General features: G+C 62.4%; 21 protein-coding genes and 1 other RNA gene. 3 read left to right on the plus strand and 19 right to left on the minus strand.

The window, feature by feature from the left end:
* Positions 1-182 precede the first annotated feature (182 nt).
* From aqpZ to AC1D3C_RS09835, 18 genes are all read right to left on the minus strand, one after another.
* Entirely contained in the window at positions 183-884 is a 702-nt protein-coding gene (gene aqpZ, locus AC1D3C_RS09750) for an aquaporin Z (RefSeq protein WP_038543530.1), read from the minus strand.
* A 240-nt stretch (positions 885-1,124) separates the two neighbouring features.
* Positions 1,125-2,099 (minus strand): UDP-N-acetylmuramate dehydrogenase, encoded by a 975-nt coding sequence (gene murB, locus AC1D3C_RS09755; RefSeq protein ID WP_247138449.1) that lies wholly within the window; start codon positions 2,097-2,099, stop codon positions 1,125-1,127.
* Positions 2,100-2,102: 3 nt separating this feature from the next.
* Positions 2,103-3,512 (minus strand): UDP-N-acetylmuramate--L-alanine ligase, encoded by a 1,410-nt coding sequence (murC, locus tag AC1D3C_RS09760; protein WP_247037095.1) that lies wholly within the window; start codon positions 3,510-3,512, stop codon positions 2,103-2,105.
* The gene (gene murG / locus AC1D3C_RS09765; RefSeq protein WP_477482725.1) at positions 3,509-4,633 is read right to left on the minus strand and encodes an undecaprenyldiphospho-muramoylpentapeptide beta-N-acetylglucosaminyltransferase; all 1,125 of its coding nucleotides are present in this window, start codon (positions 4,631-4,633) and stop codon (positions 3,509-3,511) included. Before murG ends, murC begins: the two co-directional genes overlap by 4 nt.
* Positions 4,634-4,640: 7 nt before the next feature.
* Positions 4,641-5,795, minus strand: coding sequence for a putative lipid II flippase FtsW (gene ftsW / locus AC1D3C_RS09770; protein ID WP_038543537.1), 1,155 nt, complete (start codon positions 5,793-5,795; stop codon positions 4,641-4,643).
* Between the two features lie 25 nt (positions 5,796-5,820).
* The gene (gene murD / locus AC1D3C_RS09775; RefSeq protein ID WP_477482726.1) at positions 5,821-7,218 is read right to left on the minus strand and encodes a UDP-N-acetylmuramoyl-L-alanine--D-glutamate ligase; all 1,398 of its coding nucleotides are present in this window, start codon (positions 7,216-7,218) and stop codon (positions 5,821-5,823) included.
* A 7-nt stretch (positions 7,219-7,225) separates the two neighbouring features.
* Complete coding sequence (mraY, locus tag AC1D3C_RS09780) at positions 7,226-8,329, minus strand: phospho-N-acetylmuramoyl-pentapeptide-transferase (protein ID WP_038543541.1); 1,104 nt, start codon at positions 8,327-8,329, stop codon at positions 7,226-7,228.
* A gap of 29 nt (positions 8,330-8,358) precedes the next feature.
* Positions 8,359-9,789, minus strand: a complete 1,431-nt coding sequence (locus AC1D3C_RS09785) for a UDP-N-acetylmuramoylalanyl-D-glutamyl-2,6-diaminopimelate--D-alanyl-D-alanine ligase (protein ID WP_477482727.1) — start codon at positions 9,787-9,789, stop codon at positions 8,359-8,361.
* Positions 9,786-11,246 (minus strand): UDP-N-acetylmuramoyl-L-alanyl-D-glutamate--2,6-diaminopimelate ligase, encoded by a 1,461-nt coding sequence (locus AC1D3C_RS09790; protein WP_477482728.1) that lies wholly within the window; start codon positions 11,244-11,246, stop codon positions 9,786-9,788. The genes AC1D3C_RS09785 and AC1D3C_RS09790 overlap by 4 nt, the downstream gene beginning before the upstream one ends.
* A gap of 59 nt (positions 11,247-11,305) precedes the next feature.
* Positions 11,306-13,048: a peptidoglycan D,D-transpeptidase FtsI family protein gene (locus tag AC1D3C_RS09795; RefSeq protein WP_477482729.1), complete on the minus strand. Its 1,743-nt coding sequence runs from the start codon at positions 13,046-13,048 to the stop codon at positions 11,306-11,308.
* Positions 13,048-13,509: a cell division protein FtsL gene (gene ftsL / locus AC1D3C_RS09800; RefSeq protein ID WP_038543546.1), complete on the minus strand. Its 462-nt coding sequence runs from the start codon at positions 13,507-13,509 to the stop codon at positions 13,048-13,050. Before ftsL ends, AC1D3C_RS09795 begins: the two co-directional genes overlap by 1 nt.
* Positions 13,510-13,512: 3 nt before the next feature.
* Positions 13,513-14,538 (minus strand): 16S rRNA (cytosine(1402)-N(4))-methyltransferase RsmH, encoded by a 1,026-nt coding sequence (gene rsmH / locus AC1D3C_RS09805; protein ID WP_477482730.1) that lies wholly within the window; start codon positions 14,536-14,538, stop codon positions 13,513-13,515.
* Positions 14,539-14,552: 14 nt separating this feature from the next.
* Positions 14,553-14,987: a division/cell wall cluster transcriptional repressor MraZ gene (gene mraZ, locus AC1D3C_RS09810; RefSeq protein WP_477483006.1), complete on the minus strand. Its 435-nt coding sequence runs from the start codon at positions 14,985-14,987 to the stop codon at positions 14,553-14,555.
* Between the two features lie 449 nt (positions 14,988-15,436).
* Positions 15,437-15,871: RNase P RNA component class A (gene rnpB / locus AC1D3C_RS09815), an RNA gene on the minus strand.
* A gap of 70 nt (positions 15,872-15,941) precedes the next feature.
* Positions 15,942-17,132, minus strand: a complete 1,191-nt coding sequence (locus tag AC1D3C_RS09820) for an FAD-dependent oxidoreductase (protein ID WP_477482731.1) — start codon at positions 17,130-17,132, stop codon at positions 15,942-15,944.
* Between the two features lie 67 nt (positions 17,133-17,199).
* Positions 17,200-17,796 (minus strand): lytic transglycosylase domain-containing protein, encoded by a 597-nt coding sequence (locus tag AC1D3C_RS09825; RefSeq protein WP_477482732.1) that lies wholly within the window; start codon positions 17,794-17,796, stop codon positions 17,200-17,202.
* A 242-nt stretch (positions 17,797-18,038) separates the two neighbouring features.
* Positions 18,039-18,800, minus strand: coding sequence for an N-acetylmuramoyl-L-alanine amidase (locus tag AC1D3C_RS09830; protein WP_477482733.1), 762 nt, complete (start codon positions 18,798-18,800; stop codon positions 18,039-18,041).
* Complete coding sequence (locus AC1D3C_RS09835) at positions 18,797-19,546, minus strand: J domain-containing protein (RefSeq protein ID WP_247037124.1); 750 nt, start codon at positions 19,544-19,546, stop codon at positions 18,797-18,799. The genes AC1D3C_RS09830 and AC1D3C_RS09835 overlap by 4 nt, the downstream gene beginning before the upstream one ends.
* 327 nt (positions 19,547-19,873) lie before the next feature.
* Here AC1D3C_RS09835 and AC1D3C_RS09840 point away from each other — a divergent pair, with 327 nt between their 5' ends.
* The 3 genes from AC1D3C_RS09840 to AC1D3C_RS09850 all read left to right on the plus strand — a co-directional run bounded on the left by AC1D3C_RS09840 (position 19,874) and on the right by AC1D3C_RS09850 (position 22,986).
* Positions 19,874-21,085, plus strand: coding sequence for a pyrophosphate--fructose-6-phosphate 1-phosphotransferase (locus tag AC1D3C_RS09840; RefSeq protein WP_477482734.1), 1,212 nt, complete (start codon positions 19,874-19,876; stop codon positions 21,083-21,085).
* Between the two features lie 50 nt (positions 21,086-21,135).
* Positions 21,136-21,771, plus strand: coding sequence for a LysE family translocator (locus AC1D3C_RS09845; RefSeq protein ID WP_477482735.1), 636 nt, complete (start codon positions 21,136-21,138; stop codon positions 21,769-21,771).
* A gap of 102 nt (positions 21,772-21,873) precedes the next feature.
* Positions 21,874-22,986: a transglycosylase SLT domain-containing protein gene (locus tag AC1D3C_RS09850; protein WP_477482736.1), complete on the plus strand. Its 1,113-nt coding sequence runs from the start codon at positions 21,874-21,876 to the stop codon at positions 22,984-22,986.
* 41 nt (positions 22,987-23,027) lie between these two features.
* Here the strand turns inward: AC1D3C_RS09850 and AC1D3C_RS09855 are convergent, their stop codons facing one another.
* Entirely contained in the window at positions 23,028-24,380 is a 1,353-nt protein-coding gene (locus tag AC1D3C_RS09855; RefSeq protein ID WP_477482737.1) for a serine hydrolase domain-containing protein, read from the minus strand.
* Positions 24,381-24,426: the final 46 nt, after the last annotated feature.

Below are 24,426 nucleotides of genomic sequence, written 5' to 3' on the forward strand. Positions count from 1 at the left end.
GAAAAATCGAATCCCGGAATGTTAACGCGCAGTTTGCGGCAACATTCGGAACGGCGCTGAAATGACCGCCAAGTCGCTCGAATCGACAGGCGATTCTTGAGGTCTGCGCCACGGAAAAGCCCGCGAAGCGGTCAGCTTTGCGGGCTTTTTCATCTCGGCGGAATGCGCCGTTTTTCTTCAGATCAGGCCGCGACCCGCGCTTCCGAATCGTCCACCAGCTTCCAGGCCAGCGCGCCCAGGACGGCGCCCACGATCGGTGCAACCCAGAAGAGCCAAAGCTGCCCGAGAGCCCAGTCCCCGACGATCAGCGCCACGCCGGTCGAACGGGCCGGGTTGACGGATGTGTTGGTGACCGGGATCGAGATCAGATGGATCAGCGTCAGCGCAAGGCCGATTGCGATCGGAGCAAAGCCCGCCGGCGCCTTCGGCCCGGTCGCGCCGAGAATGATGAAGATGAAGAAACCGGTGAGAACCAGCTCTATCAACAGCGCCGCGGTCAACGAATAACCGCCGGGCGAATGCTCGCCATAGCCGTTGGACGCAAAGCCGCCGAGCTGGAAACCAGCCTTGCCGGAAGCGATGAGATAGAGAACCAGGGCTGCAACGACCGCCCCTACCACCTGAGCGATGACATAAGGCAGCAGGCTTGATGCCGGGAACCTGCCCGCCACCGTCAGTCCCACCGATACCGCCGGATTGAAGTGCCCGCCGGAAATACCGCCGACCGCATAAGCCATAGTCAGCACCGTCAGGCCGAATGCGAGCGCAACGCCGACGAAGCCGATACCGAGATCCGGAAATGCAGCCGCCAGAACCGCGCTGCCGCATCCACCGAAGACAAGCCAGAAAGTGCCGAAAAACTCGGCCGCTAATTTTTTGAACATTGGATATCCCCCTGCTCGTGCCCCCGGCACCCTGCCGGTCCAGGCGCGACTCTCATTCAAACAAGGATATTATGCAATATATTCTCATGAATGCTCAATGAATAAGCAACTCGTGAAACATCCAAGGTTGCACCGGCGCTACCCAACTGAATCAAAACACGAGATGACCGCTGCAACGCTTTAAATTTACAAGATAACTCGCCACGGGGAGGCATTCGCCTCACCCTTGGCCGGATCCCGTTATTCGCTCGTCATGCCCTGGAACGGCCTCACCTCGCGGCCAGGCATGAAGATGCCGAGGCGCTTGATTTCCCATTCGAGCTTGATGCTGGAATGTTCGAAAACTCGCTGGCGGATGGTCTCGCCGAGATATTCGAGGTCGTAACCGCTGGCGTAGCCGATATTGATCATGAAATTGCAATGCAGCGACGACATCTGCGCGCCGCCGCTGACCAACCCGCGGCAGCCTGCCTCGTCGATCAGCTTCCAGGCGGAATGGCCTTCCGGGTTCTTGAAGGTCGAACCGCCGGTCTTTTCCTTGATCGGCTGCACCGTCTCGCGATGCTGACGCACGGCATCCATCTCGGCGCGGATCTTTGCCCGCTCCTCGGGATATCCTTCGAAGACCGCGTGGGTAAAGATCATGTCCGCCGGAACCGAGGAATGGCGATAGCTGTAGCCCATCTCGGCAGTCGAGAAGACATGCGTGCCACCCTTGCGGTCGACGGCATGCACCTCGATGACGCGCCCGGCCGTCTCGCCGCCATTCGCGCCGGCATTCATGCGCAGGGCTCCGCCGATCGAGCCGGGGATGCCGTAATAGAAGGCGAAACCGCCGATGCCGTTGTCCATCGCCATCGCGGCAATGTGCTTGTCGGGGCAGATCGCACCGGCCTTGATACGGTTGTCGCCGACGAGATCGACCCCGCCGAACCCCTTGGCCGAGAGGCGCAGAACGACGCCTGGAATGCCTCCGTCGCGGACGAGCAGGTTCGAACCGACGCCGACTACCGTCAGCGGCACGTCTTCCGGCAGGATCTGCAGGAAAGTCACGAGGTCGTCGACGTCATGGGGCTGGAACATCAGCTCGGCGAGGCCGCCTGCCTGGAACCAGGTGACGCGATCCATCGGCGCATCCGGCGTCAGCCTTCCGCGCAGTTTGTTGACGTCATCCCCCAACGACGCCAGAAGCTTTTCCCCGTTCACCTGTTTCATTTCCTACTGTCCCGATATGCTTTCCAGTTCCTTCGGCAATGCCGCAGCCCATTGCGTGATATTGCCCGCCCCCAGAAGAACCACGAAATCACCCGGTTTCGCAATGCCCGATACAATCGAAGCGAGTTCCGTCGGCGATGCCATGTATCTAGCGTCGCGATGGCCGCCCGAACGGATGCGCGAAACCAGCGCTTCCGAATTGGCCCCGTCGATCGCTTCCTCGCCGGCGGCGTAGACCGGCGCCAGTATGATGCTATCGGCATCGTTGAAGCAATTGGCGAAATCCTCGAACAAGCTCGACAGACGCGTATAACGATGCGGCTGGTGCACCGCGATGATGCGGCCCTGGCACGATTCGCGGGCGGCGCGAAGCACCGCCTTGATCTCCACCGGATGGTGACCGTAGTCGTCGAAGATCGAAACGCCGTTCCAGGTACCGGTCAGCGTGAAGCGCCGCTTGACGCCGCTGAAATTGGCGAGCCCCTTGCGGATATCCTCTTCCGAGATGCCGAGCCGGTTGGCGACCGCGATCGCGGCGGTGGCATTGGAAATGTTGTGGCGTCCGGGCATCGGCAGCGCCAGGTCCTTGAACTGGAATACCCGGCCGGTGCGGCGGCGGCGAATTTCCACGTCGAAGATCGACTTGGTGCCTTCCATCCGCACATTCGAGAAACGCGCATCCGCCTGCGGGTTTTCGCCATAGGTGACGATCTTGCGATCCTCGATGCGACTGACCAGAGCCTGCACTTCCGGATGGTCGAGGCAGAGCACGCCGAACCCATAGAACGGCACGTTTTCGACGAACTGCCGGAAGGCGGCACGAACGGCGTCGAAATTGCCGTAATGGTCGAGATGTTCGGGATCGATATTGGTGACGACGGCGACGTCGGCGGGCAGCTTCAGGAAAGTGCCGTCGGATTCGTCGGCCTCGACCACCATCCACTCGCCCTCGCCCATGCGGGCATTGGTACCATAGGCGTTGATGATGCCGCCGTTGATGACGGTCGGATCGAGATTACCGGCCTCTAGCAGCGCCGCGACCATCGAGGTCGTGGTCGTCTTGCCATGCGTGCCGCCGATGGCGATCGCGTTGCGGAAGCGCATCAGCTCGGCGAGCATTTCGGCGCGGCGGACGATCGGCAGCGATTTTTCGCGCGCGGCCATCAGTTCCGGATTGTTCTTCTTGATCGCGGTCGAGACGACGACCACCTCGGAATCGCCGATATTCTCGGCCTGGTGGCCGACGAAGACCGGGATGCCCTTGTCGCGCAGGCGCTGGACATTGGCGCCGTCGGCCTGGTCGGATCCCTGGACCTTGTGGCCAAGATTATGCAGCACCTCGGCGATACCGCTCATGCCGATACCGCCGATGCCGATGAAATGAACGAGCCCTATGGCCTTCGGCATCTTCATGCACGCACTCCCTTAAATTCCGAAATCGATTTCCGCTCCGCGATCGCCACGACCAGATCCGCAAGCTTGCCGGTTGCATTCGGCCGTCCGGCGGACTTGGCGGCCGCTGCCATTCTTTCGAGCTTATCCGGATCCTTCATCGCACCCGAAATGATCGCGGCAAGCTTTTCCGGCGACAGATCCGACTGCTGCACAACCTTTGCGCCGCCGGTCGCCACCAGCGCCTCGGCATTGGCTGCCTGGTCGTGATCCAGAGCATGCGGGTAAGGCACGAGAATGGCCGGCCGGCCGATCACCGCGATTTCCGAGACCGTCGAGGCGCCGGAGCGGCAGATGACGAGATGTGCGGTGGCAAGCCGTTCGGCCATGTCCGAAAAGAAGGACGAGATATCGGCGGGAGCCTTGAGCTTTGCAAAGCAGGAACTGACACGATCCTTGTCTTCCGGACGCGCCTGCTGGGTAACCACGACGCGATCACGCTCGGCCTGGTCGAGCAGGCTGAGCGCCGTCGGCACGGCCGAGGAGAAGAACTGCGCGCCCTGGCTGCCGCCGAAGACGACCAGACGGAATGGATCATCGCCACGGGACGCGACATAGGGGACATTGGAGGCCGCAAGCACGGCCGGACGCACCGGATTGCCCGTCGTCACGGTCTTGTCGGCATAGGGACCTCCGCTCTCGGGCAGGAAGCCACCGGCGATTGCCTGGACCTTGGCGGCCAGCGCCTTGTTGGCGCGGCCCATCACGGCGTTCTGTTCGTGGATCATCGTCGGCACGCCCATGGCGGTCGAGGCCATCAGCGGCGGCACAGTCGGGTAGCCGCCGAAACCGACGACGGCGAGCGGCTTCAGGCGGCCGATCAGGCGGCGAGCGGCCCGCAGTCCCGTCCACAGCTTCCAGCCGGTACGGGCGAGCGCGATCGGGTTCTTGGATCCGAAGGTGGCGGACGGTACGACATGGATTTCGTCGGCCGGAAACGTGCCGGCGTAGCGCTCGGCCCGGCTGTCGGTGACGAGATGCACGGAATAACCGCGCTCCTTCAGTTCGTGTCCCAGCGCTTCTGCCGGAAACACATGACCGCCGGTTCCCCCGGCGGCTAGCAATATGATGCCCTTGGTCATTGGACTTTTACTCCGCGGGTACGCCCTGGGCGACCCGGAACAGGCTCCGCTCCTGCGCTCGCTTCTCCGGACGATGGCGGGTCAGCGCCAGGATGAAGCCTGCAGTGATGCAGATCGCGATCATCGAGGAGCCGCCATAGGAGATCAAGGGGAGCGTCATGCCCTTGGCCGGCATGAGTTCGAGATTGACGCCGATATTGATGAGCGACTGCATGCCGATCTGCAGGACGAGGCCAGCGACCGCGAACCGGTTGAAGTCGTTGCGCTCCTTGAAGGCGTGGTTCAGGCCGCGCAGCACGATGAAGGCGAAGATCGCCACAAGTGCCATACAGAAGATAATGCCGAATTCTTCGGCTGCAACGGAGAACACGAAGTCCGTGTGGCTGTCCGGCAGGATGCGCTTGACGATGCCCTCGCCCGGCCCCTGCCCGAACCAGCCGCCCTGCAGGATCGCTTCATGCGCAGTCTCGATCTGGAAACGATCGCCCTCGCCGGTCAAGAACTTGTCGAAACGGGCGGTCACGTGCGGCAGCATATAGTATGCGGTGACGATGCCACCGGCACCCACGCCGCCGAGCATGACGATCCACAGCCAGGGCATGCCGGCCATGAAGAACATCCCTCCCCAGACAACGCTCGTCAGAATTGTCTGGCCAAGGTCCGGCTGGGCAACGAGCAGCGCTGCGACGATGCCGAACAAAATGATGGCGAAGAGGTTGCCTGGGATTTCCGGCTGCCGCGCGTGTTCGGCGAACAGCCATGCGCAGACGACCACGAAGGCCGGCTTCATGAATTCCGACGGCTGGATCGAGAACATGCCGACGCCGATCCAGCGCCGCGATCCCTTGACCTCGACGCCGAAGAACAGGGCCAGCACCATCAGCGCCAGCGCGATGATCAAAAGGACGATGGCGGTGCGGCGCACCTGCCGCGGCGTCAGGAAGGAGAGGCCGATCATCACCACCAGCGACGGCAGCAGGAACAGCGCGTGACGCTCGACGAAGTGGAAGCTGTTGAGGCCGATACGCTCGGCGACCGCCGGCGATGCCGCGAAGGAGAGCATGAAACCGACGCCCATCAGCAATACGAAGGCGACGAGGAAGAAACGGTCGATCGTCCAGAACCAGTCTGCGAGCGGCCCACGGTCTGCGCGGCTTACCATCTGTCGTTCCCCTTTTCCGTCTCGATCAATCTAAATCGACCAACATCGTGACGCCGTCGAGGCTTGCGACATGGCCGACAAAGGCATCGCCGCGAACCTCGAAATTCTTGAACTGATCGAAGCTGGCGCAGGCCGGCGACAGCATCACCGCGGACGGTGTCGTGTCGGCTCCTGCATCCGCTGCGGCATGCGCGACCGCCTTTTCGAGCGTGCCCGAAATTTCGTAGGGCACCGCCTCGCCGAGTGTCGCCGCGAATGCCGGCGCGGCTTCCCCGATCAGATAGGCCTTGACGATACGCGGGAAGAGTGGAGCGAGGCTGACTATGCCGCCCTCCTTCGGCAGGCCGCCGGCAATCCAGTAGATCCGGTCGTAGCTGGAGAGCGCGGGCGCTGCCGCATCCGCATTGGTCGCCTTCGAATCGTTGACGAACACCACCTGGGTTCGGCGCCCGACCGGCTGCATCCGGTGCTTCAGGCCCGGGAAGGATCTCAGCCCCGCGCGGATCTCGTCCTTCGATACGCCGACCGCCAGGCAGGCTGCGATGGCCGCCGCCGCGTTCTGGGCGTTGTGGCTGCCCTTGAGCGTCTGGATGCCGTCGAGATCGACGAGCAGCGACGTCGCGCCGCCATGCGCCTCGATGATCCGGCTGCCTTCGGCATAGAGGCCATCGGCAACGACGACCCGCTTGGAAATCCGGCGCACCGCGACACCGGCCCGTCCGACGCGGTCRGCGATGAGGGCGCAGAACGAATCGTCGACGCCGATCACGGCGGTCCGGCTGCCGGCGACCAGCCGTTCCTTGACGTCGGCGTAATGCTGCATGGTGCCGTGGCGATCGAGATGATCGGGCGTCAGGTTGAGCAGGATGCCGGCCGTGGGGTTGAGCGTCGGCGCCAGGTCAATCTGGTAGGACGAGCATTCGACGACGAAATAGCGCTCGGACTTCGGCGGATCGAGCGTCAGGATCGCAGTGCCGATATTGCCGCCGAGCTGGGTGTCGCGGCCGCTTGATCTCAGGATATGAGCGATCAGCGCCGTGGTCGTCGATTTGCCGTTGGTGCCGGTAATCGCGATGAACGGGCAATCCGGCGCATGCGCCCGGCGCTCGCGCACGAAAAGCTCGACATCGCCGATGATCTCGACGCCGGCCGCGCGCGCAAGATCGACGCTCCAATGGGGTTTCGGATGGGTCAGCGGCACACCCGGCGACAGCACAAAGGCGGCCTGGACAGACCAGTCGATACCGCGGAGGTCGGCGGTCGAAATCCCCTCGGCCGTAGCCTTGGCGACGCTGTCGGGATTGTCGTCCCAGGCGATGACCTTGGCGCCGCCGGCGACCAGGGCTTTGGCCGTGGCCAATCCGGAGCCGCCAAGCCCGAACAGCGCGACCGGCTTGTCCTTGAATGTGGTGACCGCGATCATCGCCCTATCACCGCAGCTTGAGCGTCGAAAGGCCGAGCATGGCAAGGCCGACCGCGATGATCCAGAAGCGGATCACCACCTGGCTTTCCGTCCAGCCGAGCTTTTCGAAATGGTGGTGGATCGGCGCCATCAGGAAGACGCGCCGGCCGGTCATCTTGAAGAAGCCGACCTGGATGATCACCGACAGCGTCTCCATCACGAACAGGCCGCCGATGATCGCCATGACGATCTCGTGCTTGGTGGCGACGGCAACGGAGCCGATCAGGCCGCCGAGCGCCAGCGATCCGGTATCGCCCATGAAGATGGCCGCCGGCGGCGCGTTGAACCAGAGAAAGCCGAGACCCGCCCCGATCACCGCTCCCAGAATGACGGCAAGCTCGCCGGTGCCGGGCACGAAATTGATCTGCAGATATCCCGCAAACACCGAGTTACCGGCAAGATAGGCAATGACGCCAAACGAGGCCGCGGCGATCATGACAGGCCCGATCGCCAGCCCATCAAGTCCGTCTGTCAGGTTCACCGCATTGCCGGCGGCAACGATGACGAAACCGCCGAACAGGACGAAGAAGATGCCGAGATTGATGAATAGGTCCTTGAAGAACGGGAAGGCGACCGAGGTGCCGAGCGTCGGATTGCCCGACTGACCGGTCGCGAGCGCCACCCGCATCATGAAGAAGACGGCGATCCCGGCGATCACGAACTCGATGCCGAGACGCGCCTTGCCGGAAAACCCCTTGTCGGTCTGCTTGGTGACTTTCAGATAGTCGTCATAAAAGCCGATTGCGCCGAAACCCAGCGTGACGAGCAGGGTCGCCACCACGTAGACGTTCGAAAGATCGGCCCACAGCAGCGATCCGCCGACGATGCCGGCGAGAATCATCAGCCCGCCCATGGTCGGCGTGCCGGCCTTCTTGAAATGGGTCTGCGGCCCATCGGCGCGGATCGGCTGTCCCTTGCCCTGGCGCAGGCGGAGCGATGCAATGATCATCGGTCCGAACAGGAAGACGATCAGCGCCGAGGTGAACAGAGCTGCACCCGTCCTGAAGGTGATGTACCGGAACAGGTTGAAAAATTGGACTTTGTCCGCCAGTTCTACAAGCCAGATCAGCATTCAGCGCCCTTTCCAGAAGCCCGTCTCAATTAGTGGCGCTCCGTGTCGGAGAATGCCGGGTAGTTGTCAATAAGCGCGGCGACGATCTTGCCGAACCCGATGCCAAGCGAAGATTTCACCATCACCACATCGCCCGGGATCACCGAGCGCACCACGAATTCGGCGAGGTCCGCGGTCTTTTCGTAATATTGCACGTCGACGCTATCGGGCAGCGCATCGCGCAGCACTGCCATTTCCGCACCCGCCAGCCAGACATGTTCGATACCGGCGGCAAGCAGCGGACCTGCGAGCTCCTCGTGCACCTTGGCGGAAAACTCGCCCATTTCCAGCATGTCGCCGAGCACCGCGATCCGCCGGCCGGTCAGTTCCGGCGTCGCGGATGCGAGAAGTGCGATTGCTGCCCGCATCGAGGCCGGGTTGGCGTTGTAGCTCTCGTCGATCAGCGTCAGATGGCCTTCGCCGATGCCGAGGCGGTGGCGTTCGCCCCTGCCCTTGACCGGCTTCAGCGCCGCAAGCGCCGCCATGGCGCCGGCCATTTCCGCGCCGACCAGCAGGCAGGCGCCGAGGACAGCCATGGCGTTTTCGGCGATATGCCGGCCGGGGGCGCCGATATGGACTTCCGACGTCTCGCCGTTCAGTACCGCCCAGACGACCGAGTTTTCCCCGTTGCCTTCAAAGTCCGCCAGCCGGAAATCCGCCTTGGCATGCTGGCCGAAAGTGTGGATGTGCGAGACACCCGCCTCCTGCGCCTTTTTCTGAAGAAAGCCGAACTGCTTGATGTCGCGATTGAGGATCGCCGAACCGCCGGGCTCCAGACCTTCAAAGATCTCGGCCTTGGCTGCGGCAATCTCCTCGAGATTCTTGAAATGGCCGAGATGGGCCGCGGCGATCGTGGTGATCATCGCCACATGCGGGCGCACCATCTTGACCAACGGACGGATTTCGTCGGGATGGTTCATGCCGATCTCGAAGACGCCGAAGTCGCAATCGGCAGGCATGCGGGCGAGCGTCAGCGGCACGCCCCAGTGGTTGTTGAAGGAGGCGACGGCCGCATGCACCTTGCCGGACGGTACAAGTGCGTGGCGCAGCATTTCCTTGGTGGTCGTCTTGCCGACCGAACCGGTGATGGCGACGATGCGTGCCCGGCTGCGCGCACGCGCAACAAGCGCCAGTTTCCCGAGCGCGGCAAGCACGTCTTCGACGACGATCATCGGCACGCTCAGCTTGCCGAGCGCCGGCAATTTCGATTCGTTGACGACGATCAGCGTCGCACCGTTGGCGATCGCCAGGCTTGCATAGTCATGGCCGTCGACCCGGTCACCCCTGATGGCGAAGAAGGCTTCTCCCGGCCCGATCGAACGGCTGTCGATCGAAATGCCGGTAATGCCCGCCGGAAGCGAACCAATCGGGCGACCGCCCATGGCAGCGGTCAAATCCTCGGATGTCCATAGCCAGGTCACGATTTCAGCTCCTGCAATGCCTTGCGGACTTCGACGTGATCGGAGAACGGCAGGACCGTGGTGCCGATCGTCTGGCCTTCCTCATGGCCCTTGCCCGCAACAATCAATGTGTCGCCCGACTGCAGCATGCCAACCGCCTCGCGGATCGCATTGGCCCGATCACCGATCTCGACGGCGCCCGGAGCGGCCGCCATGATCTCGGAGCGGATCACTTCGGGAATTTCGGAACGCGGATTGTCGTCGGTGACGATGACGATATCGGCAAGCCGCGTCGCCACGTCGCCCATGATCGGCCGTTTGCCCTTGTCGCGGTCGCCGCCGCAGCCGAACACTACGATGACGCGGCCGGTCGTGAAGGGGCGGACGGATGCCAGCACGTTTTCCAATGCGTCCGGTTTGTGGGCATAATCCACGTAGGCCAGTGCGCCGTCTTTTGTCTGGCCAACCAGTTCGAGACGACCCGAGGCGCCGACCAGCTTTTCAAGGGCGGCCATGGCAACGGCGGCCGGAACCCCAGTCGACATGGCAAGCCCCGCCGCGACCAGCGCGTTCGACACCTGGAAATCGCCCGCGAGCGGAATATCGACTTCGAAAATCTGCTCGCCGACGTGAATTTCGGCCGTCTGCTTGTGACGGAAATGCTCGACCCGTTTCAGGCAGAGATAATCACCCCGACGACCGACCGTGCGAACATCCAGGTCAGCCACCGTCGCGACCCGCATCGCCTCCTCCGACCAGGGATCGTCGGCGAAGATGACGACGGGCGAGCCCTTCGGCATCAGCGTATCGAAAAGCCGCATCTTGGCGGCCATGTAGCTCTCGACGGTCGGATGGTAGTCCATATGGTCGCGGCCGAGATTGGTAAAGCCGGCGGCGGACAGCCGCACGCCGTCGATCCGGCTCTGGTCTAGGCCATGGCTGGAAGCTTCTATGGCGGCATGGGTAACGCCTTCGGCAGCCAGTTCCGCCAGCAGCTTCTGCAGCTCGACCGGATCCGGCGTGGTCAGCGTTCCGTAGTCGTTGCGGGTGGGCGAAACGACGCCGGTCGTGCCGATCTGAGCCGCGGCATGGCCGGCATGCGCCCAGATCTGGCGGGTGAAGGAGGCGACGGAGGTCTTGCCGGCGGTGCCCGTGACGGCAACCATGGTTTCTGGCTGCGCACCATAGAAGCGGGCAGCGGCGATCGCCAACAGCCGGCGGGGGTTGGAAACGGCAAGAACAGGAATGCCCGCGTCCGCCGTATGGCCGACAATCGCCGCGACCGCGCCGCGGGCGGCCGCATCGCCGATATAACGAGACCCGTCCGCCTTGGTGCCGGCGAATGCGGCAAACAGCATGCCGGAGGTTACCTTGCGGCTGTCGGAAGTAAGGCCGGTCACGTCGAGATCGCCTGCCGGCCCGGCCATCAGCTCGGCTATTTCCGGGAAATCCCGTCCGGCAAGTTCTCGCAACTTCATCGGTTGATTGTCCATTCTGAGCGTCGTCCCCTCGAATCGTCCGCTCAAGTTGTTATCGCTCAATAAGACACAAGCAGGGCAGAACCGTCATTGCCGAATTTCGGCTTCACTCCCAGAATGGGCGCCGTGCGGGTGATGATCTCCTTGACCATGGGAGCAGCCGAGGTTGCCGCAAGAGCTGCGCCGTTGCCTTTCTCGGTCTTGGGCTCGTCGCAGAACGTCAGGACGACATATTGCGGATTGTCCATCGGAAATGCCGCGAGGAACGCGTTGAAGTTCTTGTCGTGGACGTAGCGCCCGTTGACGACCTTGTCCGCCGTGCCCGTCTTGCCGCCGACGTTGAAGCCCGCCACACGCGCGTTTCTGCCCGAGCCATTGACGCCGTTCCATTCGAACAGGAAGCGCATGTCCTTGCTGGTCGTCGGCTTCATCACCTGGGTGGCGACCTTGTCGGCCTCCGCGCGGGTACGCGGCAGGAAGGTCGGCTCGACCAACTTGCCTCCGTTGACCAGCGCCGCACCGGCAACCGCCGTCTGCAAAGGCGTCGTCGAGACGCCGTGGCCGAAGGAAATGGTGACCGAATTGATCTTCTTCCATTCGCGCGGCTGGCTCGGATAAGCGACTTCCGGAAGCTCGGTGCGCATTTTCGTCAGCAGGCCGAGCTTGGTCAGGAAGTCCTTGTGGCCTTCGATGCCGACCGTGTCGGCGATCTTGGCGGTACCGATATTCGACGAAAACTGAAAAATTTCCGGAACGCTCAGTATCCGCCCCTTGCCGTGGAAATCCTTGATGGTGAAACCGCCGATGCGGATCGGGAACCGGGCGTCGAACGTGCTCTGAAGGTTGACCTTGCCGGAATCGAGGCCCATGGCGATCGTGAAGGACTTGAAGGTGGAACCCATTTCGAACGTGCCGTTCGACACGCGGTTGAACCAGCCCTGCTCGCCGCCTTCGGCCGGATTGTTGGGATCGAAATCGGGCGCGGACGCCATGGCGAGTACCTCGCCGGTATGTACGTCGAGGACGACCGCGCCGGCGCCGATAGAGCTGTACTTGGTAATCGCTTCGGTCACCACGTCGCGGACGATCGACTGGACGCGCAGGTCGATGGACAGCTTGACCGGCTCCAGCGGTTGGCTGGACGTCATGCCGACGGCCGCGAGATCGGCAAGGCCCTGATTGTCGACATAGCGCTCCATGCCGGCGACGCCGCGATTGTCGATATTGACGTAACCGACGACATGCGCAGCGGTCGGGCCGCCCGGATAGAAACGACGCTTTTCGGGCCGGAAACCGATCCCCGGAATGCCGAGCGCCAGGATCTGGCTCTGCTGCTTCGGGGTCAGCTGGCGGCGCAGCCATTGGAAACGCGAGTTCGAGGTCAGCTTCGAATAGGTGCCCTTGACGTCGAGGTCGTTCAGGACCGTCGCCAGCTTCTCGATCACCTCGTCGGCATCGATGATCTTGTTGGGCTCAGCAAACAATGAAACCGTGCGGATGTCGGTCGCCAGAACCGCGCCGTTGCGATCGACGAGGTCGGGACGCGACGCCAGCAGCCGATCTGCCGGCAGGATGCTCGAGGTCGTCAGCGGCTGCGCGACGCCATATTGCATCAGGCGGCCGCCGATGACGCAATAGAAGACCGCGAAACCGGCAATCAGCAGGCCGACGCGGTTTTTCGCCTGGGCCGACTTGCGCTTGCGGGTTCCCTCGAAGGATGCCTTTTCAGAGCCGCGGCCACGGCTGCCGGACGAAAAATGCGCGCGGCTCTTGACGATCATGATGCGGGACAGGAAAGACATCAGCGTTTCACCGATCCTGTTGAAATGACTTCGACGGGACCGCGCCGCAGCGGCACGGGAATTTTAGGAGCGGGCTTGGCCTTGGCGGCGGCAACTCCCTTCAGGGCTGCGGCAACCTCGCTGTTCTTGCCGGCAATGATATCCTCGATGGTGGTCTCGGGCTGCGGAAGCCGCGCCTTCGGCATCGGCAGCTCCTTCGGCATCGCAAGCTGGGTCGTTTCGGTCGGGGCAAGCGCCAGCTCGGTATTATAGACGTTGATGAGCCGGTGCAGGCGGTTCGGCTGGGTCAGCAGGGCCCAGTCCGCCTTGAGCAGATCGATCGTATCCTTCTCCAGCTTGATTTCCGACTCGAGCCGACGAACCTCGCTGAGCTTCTCGTCGGCGCGGTGCTTGATGGAATAGGTGACGACGGCCGCTGCCGTCATGACGCCGATCAGAACAAGATCGAAGCTACGCAGCATGTATCAGGCTCCCATCTTTGCAAGGCTGGCGAGGTCGGGCAGATCGAAAATGGATATGTCGGCCGCCCTTGGCGCGGCTTCCGTCCGCACACCGGCGCGAAGCTTTGCGGACCGGGCGCGCGGATTGAGTTCCGCCTCCTCGTCGCCCGCCGAGATCATCGACTTGCCGAGCGGTTCGAAGATCGCAGGCTTGGCCTCGACCATCGGCAGGTGGCGCGACCCGGAGGCCTTGCCGGAACGATCGGCGAAGAACTGCTTGACGATCCGGTCTTCCAGCGAATGGAAGGTGACGACGACCAGCCGGCCGCCGGGCTTCAGCGCCCGCTCGGCCGCAAACAGCGCCTGGGCGAGCTCGCCGAGCTCGTCATTGACGAAGACCCGCAGCGCCTGAAAGACGCGCGTCGCCGGATGGATCTTATCCTTGGCCTTGCGCGGGTTGACGGTTTCGATGAGGTTGGCAAGCTCGCGCGTAGTGGTGAACGGCTCGGTCAGGCGACGCTTTTCGATAGCACGCGCGATGCGGCCCGACTGCTTTTCCTCGCCGAGGAAACCAAAGATACGAGTGAGATCGCCGACCTTGGCCCGGTTGACGACATCCGCCGCCGAGACGCCGCTCGAAGACATGCGCATGTCGAGTGGCCCGTTGCGCTGGAAGGAGAAGCCGCGATCAGCCTCGTCGATCTGCATGGAGGAGACGCCGATATCGAGCACCACGCCATCGAGCCCGCCTTCCGGCGCATGATCGGCAAGGTGGGAGAACTGCGACTGAATGAGATGGAGGCGGCCCTTGTGAGCATCGACGAGCGCCTTGCCGGCAGCAATCGCATTCGGGTCGCGATCGAGCGCGATCACTTCGGCATCCGCCGCAAGGATCGCCGATGTATACCCACCTGCCCCGAACGTACCGTCGAGAATGATCTTGCCGGCCCGGGGATCGAGCGCATCGAGAACTTCTTTCAGAAGAACCGGAATGTGACGAACCGGTCCGCCTTCGGGCTCGGTTGTTCCGTCGCCTGGATTCGCCGCCATTCCGTTCCCCTGTCTTACGCGGGACGCGAACCGAAGCGCCCCTCTCTCGCCACCGCCTGCGCCTCGTGGAACGCCTGCGGCTGCCAAAGTTGAAAATGATCCGAGCGCCCAACGAAGGTAACGTCCGAGCTGATTCCTGTGAAGTCGCGGATGAAATCCGTGACCATCAGCCGGCCCTCCGCATCGAGCCTCATGAAGAGGCCGCCACCGTGAACGAGCAGCGACATCCGGTTCGCTTCCGGCGAAAACGGGTCGACGGAGGCGATCTGCCGCTCGTAACGATCGAGCAGATCCGGCCCGCCGACGCTGATCGCCGGATAGGTGAAATCCTGAAGGCAATAAAGCTCCCGGATCCCGCGCTCCGAAAGGACCGAACGAAAACTCGCCGGAACGGAGACCCGTCCCTTCGCATCGATCCTGTTCGTCGCATTCGACAGGAAGCGGCTCATCACGCCAAACATCCGCCTCGTTATGGTTCAGGACGCAAGTCCGTCCACCCGTTGACACAGCACCAAACACAGCTTCGCCGCCCGGATGGGCGGATAACCGCCCGGCCGTAGGACGACCGAAACTCAGGGATTGGCGGGCGCTCATTCGCCCTTGTGCAGTGCGATTTTGGGATACCATGGGACCATATGGGCGTCAATGGGAGAAGCCCCGCTAGCCACTCCCAAGCAGGATTTATTTATAAGCTGTTAAGTTTAACAAAGGGTTATCGGAGTACGTGAAGAAAGCGCCTCGGCAGTTTCCGACAAGTGGATTTTCGACCCTCGTTAAGCTCCGACAAACAAAGGAGCTTTCGAAATTCCTGATATAAACGCTGCGCCGCGAAAAGTGGCCGCAGGGGTGTCTATACCCCCGAAAGGTGTAGACCGAATCGCGCCCGCGAGAGGAGGTAAACGCCAGTTGGCCTGTAAGCCGGGTTCTGTATGGCCCCGGTGCAAGCACCGGAACGTGGCAGCCATTCATCTGGGACGGCATTTGCATGCCGCCTCACGCAACCCACCCGGATGACTGGCCCGGAAACAGGCTGTAGCCACGTTTTCACGTGGCCCGCGTCATCCCTATTCGGTCTTGCTCCCGGTGGGGTTTACCTTGCCGCCGCTGTTACCAGCAGCGCGGTGGGCTCTTACCCCACCCTTTCACCCTTACCCCGCCAGCTCTGCCGCTTTGTCGAAAGCGGTACAGCAAGCGGGGCGGTTTCCTTTCTGTGGCACTTTCCCTAGGGTCGCCCCCGCCGGACGTTATCCGGCACCGTGTTTCCGTGGAGCCCGGACTTTCCTCACCCTACCGCCTTTCGGCATTGGTAAAGCGCGGCTGCCCGGCCAACTGGCAGCGGTCACATAACCGAGATGCGAAACGAAAGCCATAGGCCAACGACCTTCCGGCCGGAGATAATCGGATCAGAGATAATCGGCCCGGAAATCCGTCGAATAGGCGTCGTCCCGGATTTGCCCATGGAAGATCAGCTCCGCGCCGAGCCGACCGATCTCGTCGGAACTCTTGGCCGCCGCCCCGCAGCCGCCGCTGAGGATGCCGATTCGGGAGGCATCGGTCATGGCGATTGCCGGATATCCGGTTGGCGTGAACGAGGTGACGCAGGCCGCCATCGACGAGCGCGAGAGATCGAGATCCGGCATCAGCCGCGTCATGATCTCGGCAAGCCGGGCGCGCGTGCTCGCCCGCCCGCCCGAACGGAACCAGGCGCGGATGTCCGGCTCCGTCGGCAGCAGCAGGTCGTCCGGATCGCCGCCGATCTTCAGATAGATCTTGCCGTCGGGATAACGCACCGGCGGCAGGAGATAGATGCCGTCCTCGCCCTCGCGCCATTTCCAGATCAGCGAAGGCACCCTGCCCCAGACATCCATCGCGGCCTCGTCGACCTCGAAGAAGGCGACCGTGCGGGCATAGACGTTGAGGTCGAGACGCCGCGGCAACAGGTTCTCGTTGATCGAGAAGCCGCCGGCTGCGACCAGCACTTTTTCAGCAAGATAGCTGTTGCCCTCGCTGGTCGTGACGGTGACCTGATCGCCCTCCTGGCGCACCGAGGAAACCGTTTCCGGAATGATTGCCGTACCCTGGCGCTCGGCGATCAGGGCCTGCGCCTTCACCAGCCGACGCGGATTGATGTGTCCGGCGTTCCTCGGCTCCCAGACACCTTCGCTCTCCTTCGGGAACGAGAAGAAACCGAATCGCCCAGCAAGGTCCGCATCCGACAGCGTCTCGGTCGCAACGCCGAGCTTGTCTGCCGCGTCGAGGACGTTTGCGACGTAGGACGGGCCGTCGCCGCGCTTCGGGCCGACCAACAGGCAACCCGATTGGGAATAGAAATCCACGCCGCTTTCACGGGCAATCTCGCCGTAACGTTCGATCGAACGATTGGCGAGGCGCGCCCACACGGGATCGGGATCGATCGTCCGGGTGATGCGCGCCTCGTCGTAGTGGCTGGCAAAGACGCCTTCATGGCGCCCGTAGTCCGCCGGCTCACCGGGACCGACCAACGCAATACCGTCGGTCCATTTCGAGAGGTAGCGGGCCGCCGCAGCGCCCATCATGCCCCTCCCGATCACGATAAATCTGAACCGTTCCGTCATGCCCTCGCCTTTCGATTCCACCGGCCGAAATGTCTTCTGTTCGAAGCACTTCTAGCCGTTTTCGGAATCAAAATGCCACAGGCGAAAGCGACGCAGTGTGTTCGGCCGTCTGTTCAGCGGTCTCGATCACCGCCTGGACCCGGTTGCAATAACGCTTCGAAACCGGGTTCATACGCTTGGCGCCATGGCCGGCATTGTATTTGAGGATGGTGCCGCAGATCTTGCCGCCGCCGAGTTCATGGGCGCCGGCCAGATATTTCATGCCATAGCGGATATTTATCTCGGGGTCGTAGAGACCGTAGTCCGGTCCCCGGTAACCCATCAGCCTTGCCGTTGCCGGCTTGATCTGCATCAGCCCGATCTCGCCGGCACTGCCCTTGACGGTCGGCCGGAAATTGCTCTCGATCTGCACCACGGCCAGCGCGATCTCCTCAGGAACATCATATTCGTCCGCATATTTTGAGATCAGCTGGGAATAATGAAGCTGCCGAACCAGGCGCTTGGCTTCATCGGTGGGCGCGGCAAAACCGGTTTCGCGCGTTTCCCATGGAATGATCAGCGGCTTGGTATAGGTAGTGACGGCGTCGTCCTCAGCGCGCACGAGTTCGGTTCCCGCGACTAGCATGGCAAGGCCCGCCGCGGCAGCAACAATCATAATATTCATGTAGGTGAAGTGTCTCCGGACCAGCAGGAATCGCGGGTGCCGTTACGCAAACACCCTCTCAGCGCGTCGCCGGATTGACGGCGCGATGTCTGAACGATCCTGGTCGTTTATCTCTGCAACCCCCGTCCAACATGGCGGCTGCCGTTAGCGGGTCCTTTAGACCGGGCTAATAAGGAGATGATGTGGCACGGCTGATTTTTGCGGTTTTCCGCCGGTTCAAACGACCGCCGCGGCGCCCGGCGTCAATTGAATTTTGGCAAGGACATGAGCAGCCGATGCAGAGTGTCGATCGTCGAGAAATCGGCGATCCCATCGACGAGTTGCGGCCGGAAATGCCGCTGGAAAGCCTCGACTACGCCCTTCGTGCGCTCGCAGAAAGTGCCCGTGATTTCAATTCCGTAGCCATAGAGCGAGAGCATCGACTGCAAGGCCTCGATGGGCTGGCCACTCTCCCCGAACTGGAAAAACCGCCCGCCGCTGATTTGCGTTGGATCGATCCAATGGCCGATCCCCTCGAGGTACAACTTTTCCCAGGGGAAATTTTCGCCCGGGTCGACCTTGCGGATCGGGGCGACATCGGAGTGTCCGAGCACCCGTTCCGGCCGGATTTGCCATCTCTCGCCGCAATCGCGACACAATTCGACGACTGCTTCGACCTGCGCGGATGGATAGGCCGGCAGGCCTCCGGGATGGCCCGGATTGGCGATCTCTATACCGATAGAACAGGAATTGATGTCGATCTCGCCGGCCCAGGAGCTCTTGCCGGCATGCCAGGCACGCCGATCCTCCGGCACGAGCTGTACCACGCACCCGTCCTCGTGGACGAAATAATGGCTGGAGACTTGGCTCTCTTCGCTGCAGAGCCAGGAGAGCGCCTGGTCGCCGCTCGGCATGCCCGTATAGTGCAGGATGATCATGTCGGGCCGGCGACCGCCGGCACGGTCGCCGTGGTTGGGAGAAGGCTTTACCGTCGCGCCGGCATAATMGGCGGTAAACGGTGTCATGCGGCGCGGCGCTCTTTCTCGATCGCCGCATAGGCGGCGTTGAGTGCCGCCATGCGCTCGTTGGCGGCGGCATGCAGCGAAGCCGGAACACCGCGGGCGATCAGCCGGTCGGGATGATGTTCGGAGACAAGCGAGCGGTACTGCTTGCGGATCTTGGCGAAATCGTCTTCCGGCGAAACGCCGAGCACCAGATAGGGGTCCCGGCCCTCGAGATGCACGTGCCGCGCCATGATGCGACGGAAATGTCCCTCGTCGATGCGGAAGATTTCGGCGATGCGGGACAGGAAAGCGAGTTCCGCCTCATGCACCAGTCCATCCGCCTTGGCGATATGGAACAGGCCGTCCACGACGTTTTCCAGCATCGGGCAATTGTCAGCCTTGCCGGCACCGGGGCTGCACAATCCGGCGAGCTTGGTCGCATAGGCTTCATAACCTGCAACGTCCTGGCGCGCGAGGTTATAGAGGCGTGCGACGTTGCGGGCTTCCTCGTCGGGAAAATCGAATATCTGCTGAAAGGCCTTGACCTCGGCCTCGCTGACGATACCGTCGGCCTTCGCCATCTTGGCCGACAGCGCGATGATGGCAACCGAAAACGACACCTGCCGGCGCGTTTCCGGATCACCCTCGAATACCGTGCGGATCGCCTCAATGACGCGGCCGAGCGCGTTCCCGGCTGCGTCGCCCATGGCGCCGAGAAGCCGTTCCCATAGAGAAGAAAACTGAAGGCAGGCAAAATCCCAGATCATCCGAATAGTGGACCAGATTGCAGGCGCGATTGCAAGACGACGGACGGCCCGTCTTAGATTAAACTATGTTCATGTTTTTCGAACAATCACCGGCGCTCACAGACAGGTGACCCTGTACTCCGGGACAATTGACGAGGCCCGCAGATCTGTTTTCCACAGGCGAGGCTTGAGTGCCGTAAGAGTTGAATCGATTATATTAGCCTCTTCTGCGCCACGAAGTCGAAGCTGCGGTTTTTCTTGAGAAATTCACTTTACAGGGGCCTGTCTCTGTCGCATCCATTCCAGCGGTTTTGAACTGTACGCGAGCGTGCGCGTGAAGGAGGATCGATGGCCAAACAGAAAGTAGCAATGCTGACCGCAGGGGGCCTCGCGCCCTGTCTGTCTTCCGCCGTCGGCGGCCTGATCGAGCGCTACAACGACGTCGCACCTGATATCGAGATGGTCGCCTACCGCTCCGGTTATCAAGGCGTTCTGCTCGGCGACCACATCGGAATCACCAGGGACATGCGCGAAAAGGCGCATCTGCTGCACCGCTACGGCGGCTCGCCGATCGGCAACAGCCGCGTCAAGCTCACCAATGCCGCAGACTGCGTCAAGCGCGGCCTCGTCAAGGAAGGTGAAAACCCGCTTCGCGTCGCCGCCGAGCGGTTGGCGGCCGATGGAATCACCATCCTCCACACGATCGGCGGCGACGACACCAACACGACGGCCGCCGACCTTGCCGCCTATCTCGGCGCCAACGGCTACGACCTCACCGTCGTCGGCCTGCCGAAGACCGTCGACAACGATATCGTGCCGATCCGCCAGTCGCTCGGCGCCTGGACGGCTGCCGAAGTCGGTGCCTCTTTCTTCGACAACGTTTCGAACGAGCAGAGTGCCGCTCCTCGCACATTTGTGATTCACGAAGTGATGGGACGCCACTGCGGCTGGCTTACCGCCGCGACCGCACGAGCCTATATTCAGAAGACCAAAGGCAACGAATATGTCGAGGGCTTCATGATGAACAGCGCTATGAAGAACATCGATGGTGTCTATCTGCCGGAGATGGCCTTCGACCTCGACAAGGAGGCCGCACGCCTCAAGGACGTCATGGACCAGCGCGGTTTCGTGACCTTGTTCGTTTCGGAAGGTGCCGGCCTCGATACGATCGTCGCCGAACGGGAAGCGGCAGGCGAAGCGATCAAGCGCGACGCGTTCGGCCATGTTAAGATAGACACGATCAATGTCGGCGGCTGGTTCCAGAAGCAGTTCGCAGCGCTGATCGGAGCCGATCGCTCGATGGTGCAGAAGTCCGGCTATTTCGCCCGCTCGGCACCGGCAAACGGCGACGACCTGCGCCTCATCCAGGGCATGGTCGATCTCGCCGTAGAAAGCGCACTGAACAAGGTTTCGGGCGTGACCGGCCACGACGAGGATCAGGGTGGAAAACTGCGCACGATCGAATTTCCCAGAATCAAGGGTGGAAAACATTTCGATCTGACGGCAAAATGGTTCGGCGAAGTGATGGACCATATCGGCCAGCCCTTCGAAACGGCTTGAGACAAGAAAATTAGCGGGCGCCGCTCAACGGGCGTCCGGGAGGAAATGGAATGACGGCTGACATCTGGCTCGCTTTTGCTGCGACCGCGATATTTCTCGCCCTCCTTCCAAGCCCCCTTGCTTGTCTCACCGCCAGCTTCTCGCTCCAGCGCGGGCGCCGCACGGCGATCGCCACGGTTCCGGGTCTTGCCGTCGGAATGTCGGCAGCCCTGATCGTGGCGATGATCCCCATGGCCCTGGTCGCCGTCTATCTGCCGAAGCTCGTCGACGTAATCTCCTGGGCGGGGCTGGGCTACCTGATGCTCTACGTGCTCTGGTCCTACCAGGACCCGCGAATCTCCGGCCCCATCGCCGACAATGACAATCTTCCCGAGTGTCGGGCGGCACGAATCTTTGGATGCCTGTTCGGCAAATCCGCCTTCCAGGCGCGTTATGCCGTCGTCCTTGCAGCCGTGCTCACACAGTTCGTCGATCCCGACCGGTCGCTCCTGCCCCAGCTTCTCGAAATGCAGGCGACCTTCCTTGTTTGCGCAGCGCTTGGAGCCGGAATTCACGTGCTTTTTCCGCGCCGCGTGCTCGCCCGCAGACGGCGCCCCGCCAACCTCAACGCCGCCTCGCGCAAACCCCAGACGCGCTTCATTTCACGGCGTGCGGTCACCGCCGGCTATCGCCGGATCGCCGCGTGAGGCTCGCCGTCTTGCCGGACGCCGCCCAATAGGTTAATGGAAATGCTCTTTTGGTGGCGTTTGGGCGGACTGGGGTAACCATTTTTTCATGAAAGCGACCCAATGGCGATAATCCGATTCCTCGGCCGCGGGACGGTTGTGGCGTGCGCCGTTTCTTCGGCTCTCACCGGATGTTCGAGCGTCGAACGCGAGCAAAAGCTTGCGTCGACGCAGTCGGTTGCCCCGATCAACGGCCAGGCGACAGGACCTGTTCAGACAGCTTCCGCGGATGGCCAGACGACCACCCATAAAGCCGATCTGCCGGTCTACGGGCCGGTTCAGGTTGCAGGCCAGACGATCCCTCCGGGGGTCCAGCTCGCCTCCACCGTCCAGGTAGCCGGCACCCAGCCGACCGTGGCACTCGCCAAGACCGCAAGACTTCCCGTTCCGATGCCTGCCGCCGCCGATGCGATGTCCGTTCAGTCGGCCGCGATGGCAGCGCCGACCATGGCCCCGCTCGTCGCTTTTGCGCCGGCGCCCGGACCGGCGATGATGCCGCCGCCCGCTGCTCGCACCACGTCGACCATTCTCGCCTCCGCCCAGCCGGCGAACCTTGCGACGCCGAAGGGCGGCCGCCTCGTATCGCCGCCGATCGCGCCTGCCGTCACCGAAGGCCGGATCCAGCCGGCCGCAGCCTCGGCAATCGCGCTCGACGAACCCGAACTTACGCCTGATATGGTCGCACTGCAGACCGTCGTCCCGATCCCTCGCCCGGACACTGCGACGCTTGCCTATGCAGCGCAGCCGAGAGCGATCGCCGCATTGTCCGCCATGGAATTCCCGCCGGCTCCGGGCGAGCCTATGCCGACCACGGCGTCCGATGCGCCGCCGGAATTGAGCAAGCTCATCAAGCGTTATGCCGGCATGTACGGCGTGCCGGAATCGCTGGTGCACCGCGTCGTGCATCGGGAAAGCAAATATGATCCCAAGGCCTATCACAAGAACGGCTATTGGGGCCTCATGCAGATCAAGTATTCGACCGCCAAGTCGATGGGTTACGAAGGCCCGCCGGCCGGCCTGCTCGATGCCGAGACCAACCTCAAATACGCGATCAAGTACCTGCGCGGCGCCTGGCTGGTTGCCGACAACAAAAACGACAATGCCATCAAGCTTTATGCGCGCGGTTATTATTATGATGCCAAGCGCAAGGACATGCTGGACGTCCTGGAAAAGTAAGCCAGGCCCGAAAAATATTTGGACGGTATGCTCGCGGCGCCTCAGGGCGCCGTTGTTGTTTTCACCACCTCGGCGACAAGCCGGGTCGGGTCGTAGCGGTTCCGGCTCGGCGTCAGCCCAAGCCTTACCACCACCAGATCGAGCGACGGGATGACCGTGATGGTCTGCCCATCATGCCCCTGGATGAAAAAAGCATCCGCCGGCATGTCCGGATTGTTCTTGCTCGGCAGCCAGGTCTGCATCTTCGAATAACGGCCGTTCGACGTGGCGTTGGCCTGGTGCATCAGCGCGACAAAACCGTCCGGTAGGATCCGCCTGCCGTTCCAGACGCCGTCTCGCGCAAGCAGCAGCCCCATACGAGCCCAGTCCCGCGCCGTCGCATACATATAGGAACTGCCGACGAGCGTGCCGGCCGCGTCGGGTTCAATCACGGCGCTTGTCATGCCCAGCGGACCAAACAGGGCGGTGCGGGGATAGGCGAGCGCCGCGGTTCCGTCGCCGACCTTTTCCATCCAGATCCTCGAAAGCAATACAGCGGTGCCGGAGGAGTAGCTGAACCGCGAACCGGGATCGGCCTCGAGCGGCTGGTCGGCGGCAAAACCTGCCATGTCCGGCTCGAGATAGAGCATGCGCGTCACGTCGGCGACCGCGCCGTAATCCTCGTTGAAGGCAAGCCCACTTTCCATGGCGGCGAGGTCTGCAATCCGGATATCGCCGCGCTGGTTGCCCTGCCATTGGGGAAACAGTCCCTTGTCGTCCAGCGAGAGCTTTCCGTCGCGGATCAGCGTGCCGAGGATCGCGGCGTTGACGGTCTTGGCCATCGACCAGCCGAGCAGCGGCGTATCCTTTGAAAAACCGCTAGAGTAAATCTCGGCGACGATCCGCCCCTGCTTGACCACCACCACCGCCCGCATGCCAGGCCCGACAAGATTCGCATCTGAGAGGAGCCGCACAACCGACGGATCGGGTTCCACTTTTCCGCCTTCCGGCCAAAGCGCGGACGAATCGGCTGACGTTACGGCAGGCATTGGAATACTGACAGCTTGCGCGGCTGCGCCGTCAGGCGTAACGGTGCAGCCGAGCCCTTCGCGATAGACCGCGTCATTGCCGGCGAAAATGCCAAGCAGCGCCGCATGAACCCGCTTTTCCGTTCGATTGACGGAAACCCGCATCAATCTCAGAAGCGGATGGCCGGGAGCCTGGACATCGACCGCCAGAACCTCGTCGCTGTCGCGTCCGGCAAGGAAGACGTTCGAGCAGACCATCTTGGCCGAATAGCCGCTGCCGACCCTCAGCAGTTCCGGAGGCGAGGTATAGAGCCAGATCCCAAGCCCGATCAGGCCGACGAATATGACGCCGATAAGGATTATCAAAGACCGGATCAAGAACCGCATGTCTGCCTCCCATTGGACGGCCCATGCAATCAGGATTCTCAGGCCC

This window comes from Neorhizobium sp. P1_A6, assembly GCF_056406795.1.

Coding starts and splice junctions, on each gene's coding strand:
- aqpZ (WP_038543530.1), bottom strand. CDS start 884: ATGTTCAAAAAATTAGCGGCCGAGTTTTTCGGCACTTTCTGGCTTGTC.
- murB (WP_247138449.1), bottom strand. CDS start 2,099: ATGAAACAGGTGAACGGGGAAAAGCTTCTGGCGTCGTTGGGGGATGAC.
- murC (WP_247037095.1), bottom strand. CDS start 3,512: ATGAAGATGCCGAAGGCCATAGGGCTCGTTCATTTCATCGGCATCGGC.
- murG (WP_477482725.1), bottom strand. CDS start 4,633: ATGACCAAGGGCATCATATTGCTAGCCGCCGGGGGAACCGGCGGTCAT.
- ftsW (WP_038543537.1), bottom strand. CDS start 5,795: ATGGTAAGCCGCGCAGACCGTGGGCCGCTCGCAGACTGGTTCTGGACG.
- mraY (WP_038543541.1), bottom strand. CDS start 8,329: ATGCTGATCTGGCTTGTAGAACTGGCGGACAAAGTCCAATTTTTCAAC.
- AC1D3C_RS09790 (WP_477482728.1), bottom strand. CDS start 11,246: ATGAAGTTGCGAGAACTTGCCGGACGGGATTTCCCGGAAATAGCCGAG.
- AC1D3C_RS09795 (WP_477482729.1), bottom strand. CDS start 13,048: ATGTCTTTCCTGTCCCGCATCATGATCGTCAAGAGCCGCGCGCATTTT.
- ftsL (WP_038543546.1), bottom strand. CDS start 13,509: ATGCTGCGTAGCTTCGATCTTGTTCTGATCGGCGTCATGACGGCAGCG.
- rsmH (WP_477482730.1), bottom strand. CDS start 14,538: ATGGCGGCGAATCCAGGCGACGGAACAACCGAGCCCGAAGGCGGACCG.
- mraZ (WP_477483006.1), bottom strand. CDS start 14,987: ATGAGCCGCTTCCTGTCGAATGCGACGAACAGGATCGATGCGAAGGGA.
- AC1D3C_RS09820 (WP_477482731.1), bottom strand. CDS start 17,132: ATGACGGAACGGTTCAGATTTATCGTGATCGGGAGGGGCATGATGGGC.
- AC1D3C_RS09825 (WP_477482732.1), bottom strand. CDS start 17,796: ATGAATATTATGATTGTTGCTGCCGCGGCGGGCCTTGCCATGCTAGTC.
- AC1D3C_RS09835 (WP_247037124.1), bottom strand. CDS start 19,546: ATGATCTGGGATTTTGCCTGCCTTCAGTTTTCTTCTCTATGGGAACGG.
- AC1D3C_RS09840 (WP_477482734.1), top strand. CDS start 19,874: ATGGCCAAACAGAAAGTAGCAATGCTGACCGCAGGGGGCCTCGCGCCC.
- AC1D3C_RS09845 (WP_477482735.1), top strand. CDS start 21,136: ATGACGGCTGACATCTGGCTCGCTTTTGCTGCGACCGCGATATTTCTC.
- AC1D3C_RS09850 (WP_477482736.1), top strand. CDS start 21,874: ATGGCGATAATCCGATTCCTCGGCCGCGGGACGGTTGTGGCGTGCGCC.
- AC1D3C_RS09855 (WP_477482737.1), bottom strand. CDS start 24,380: ATGCGGTTCTTGATCCGGTCTTTGATAATCCTTATCGGCGTCATATTC.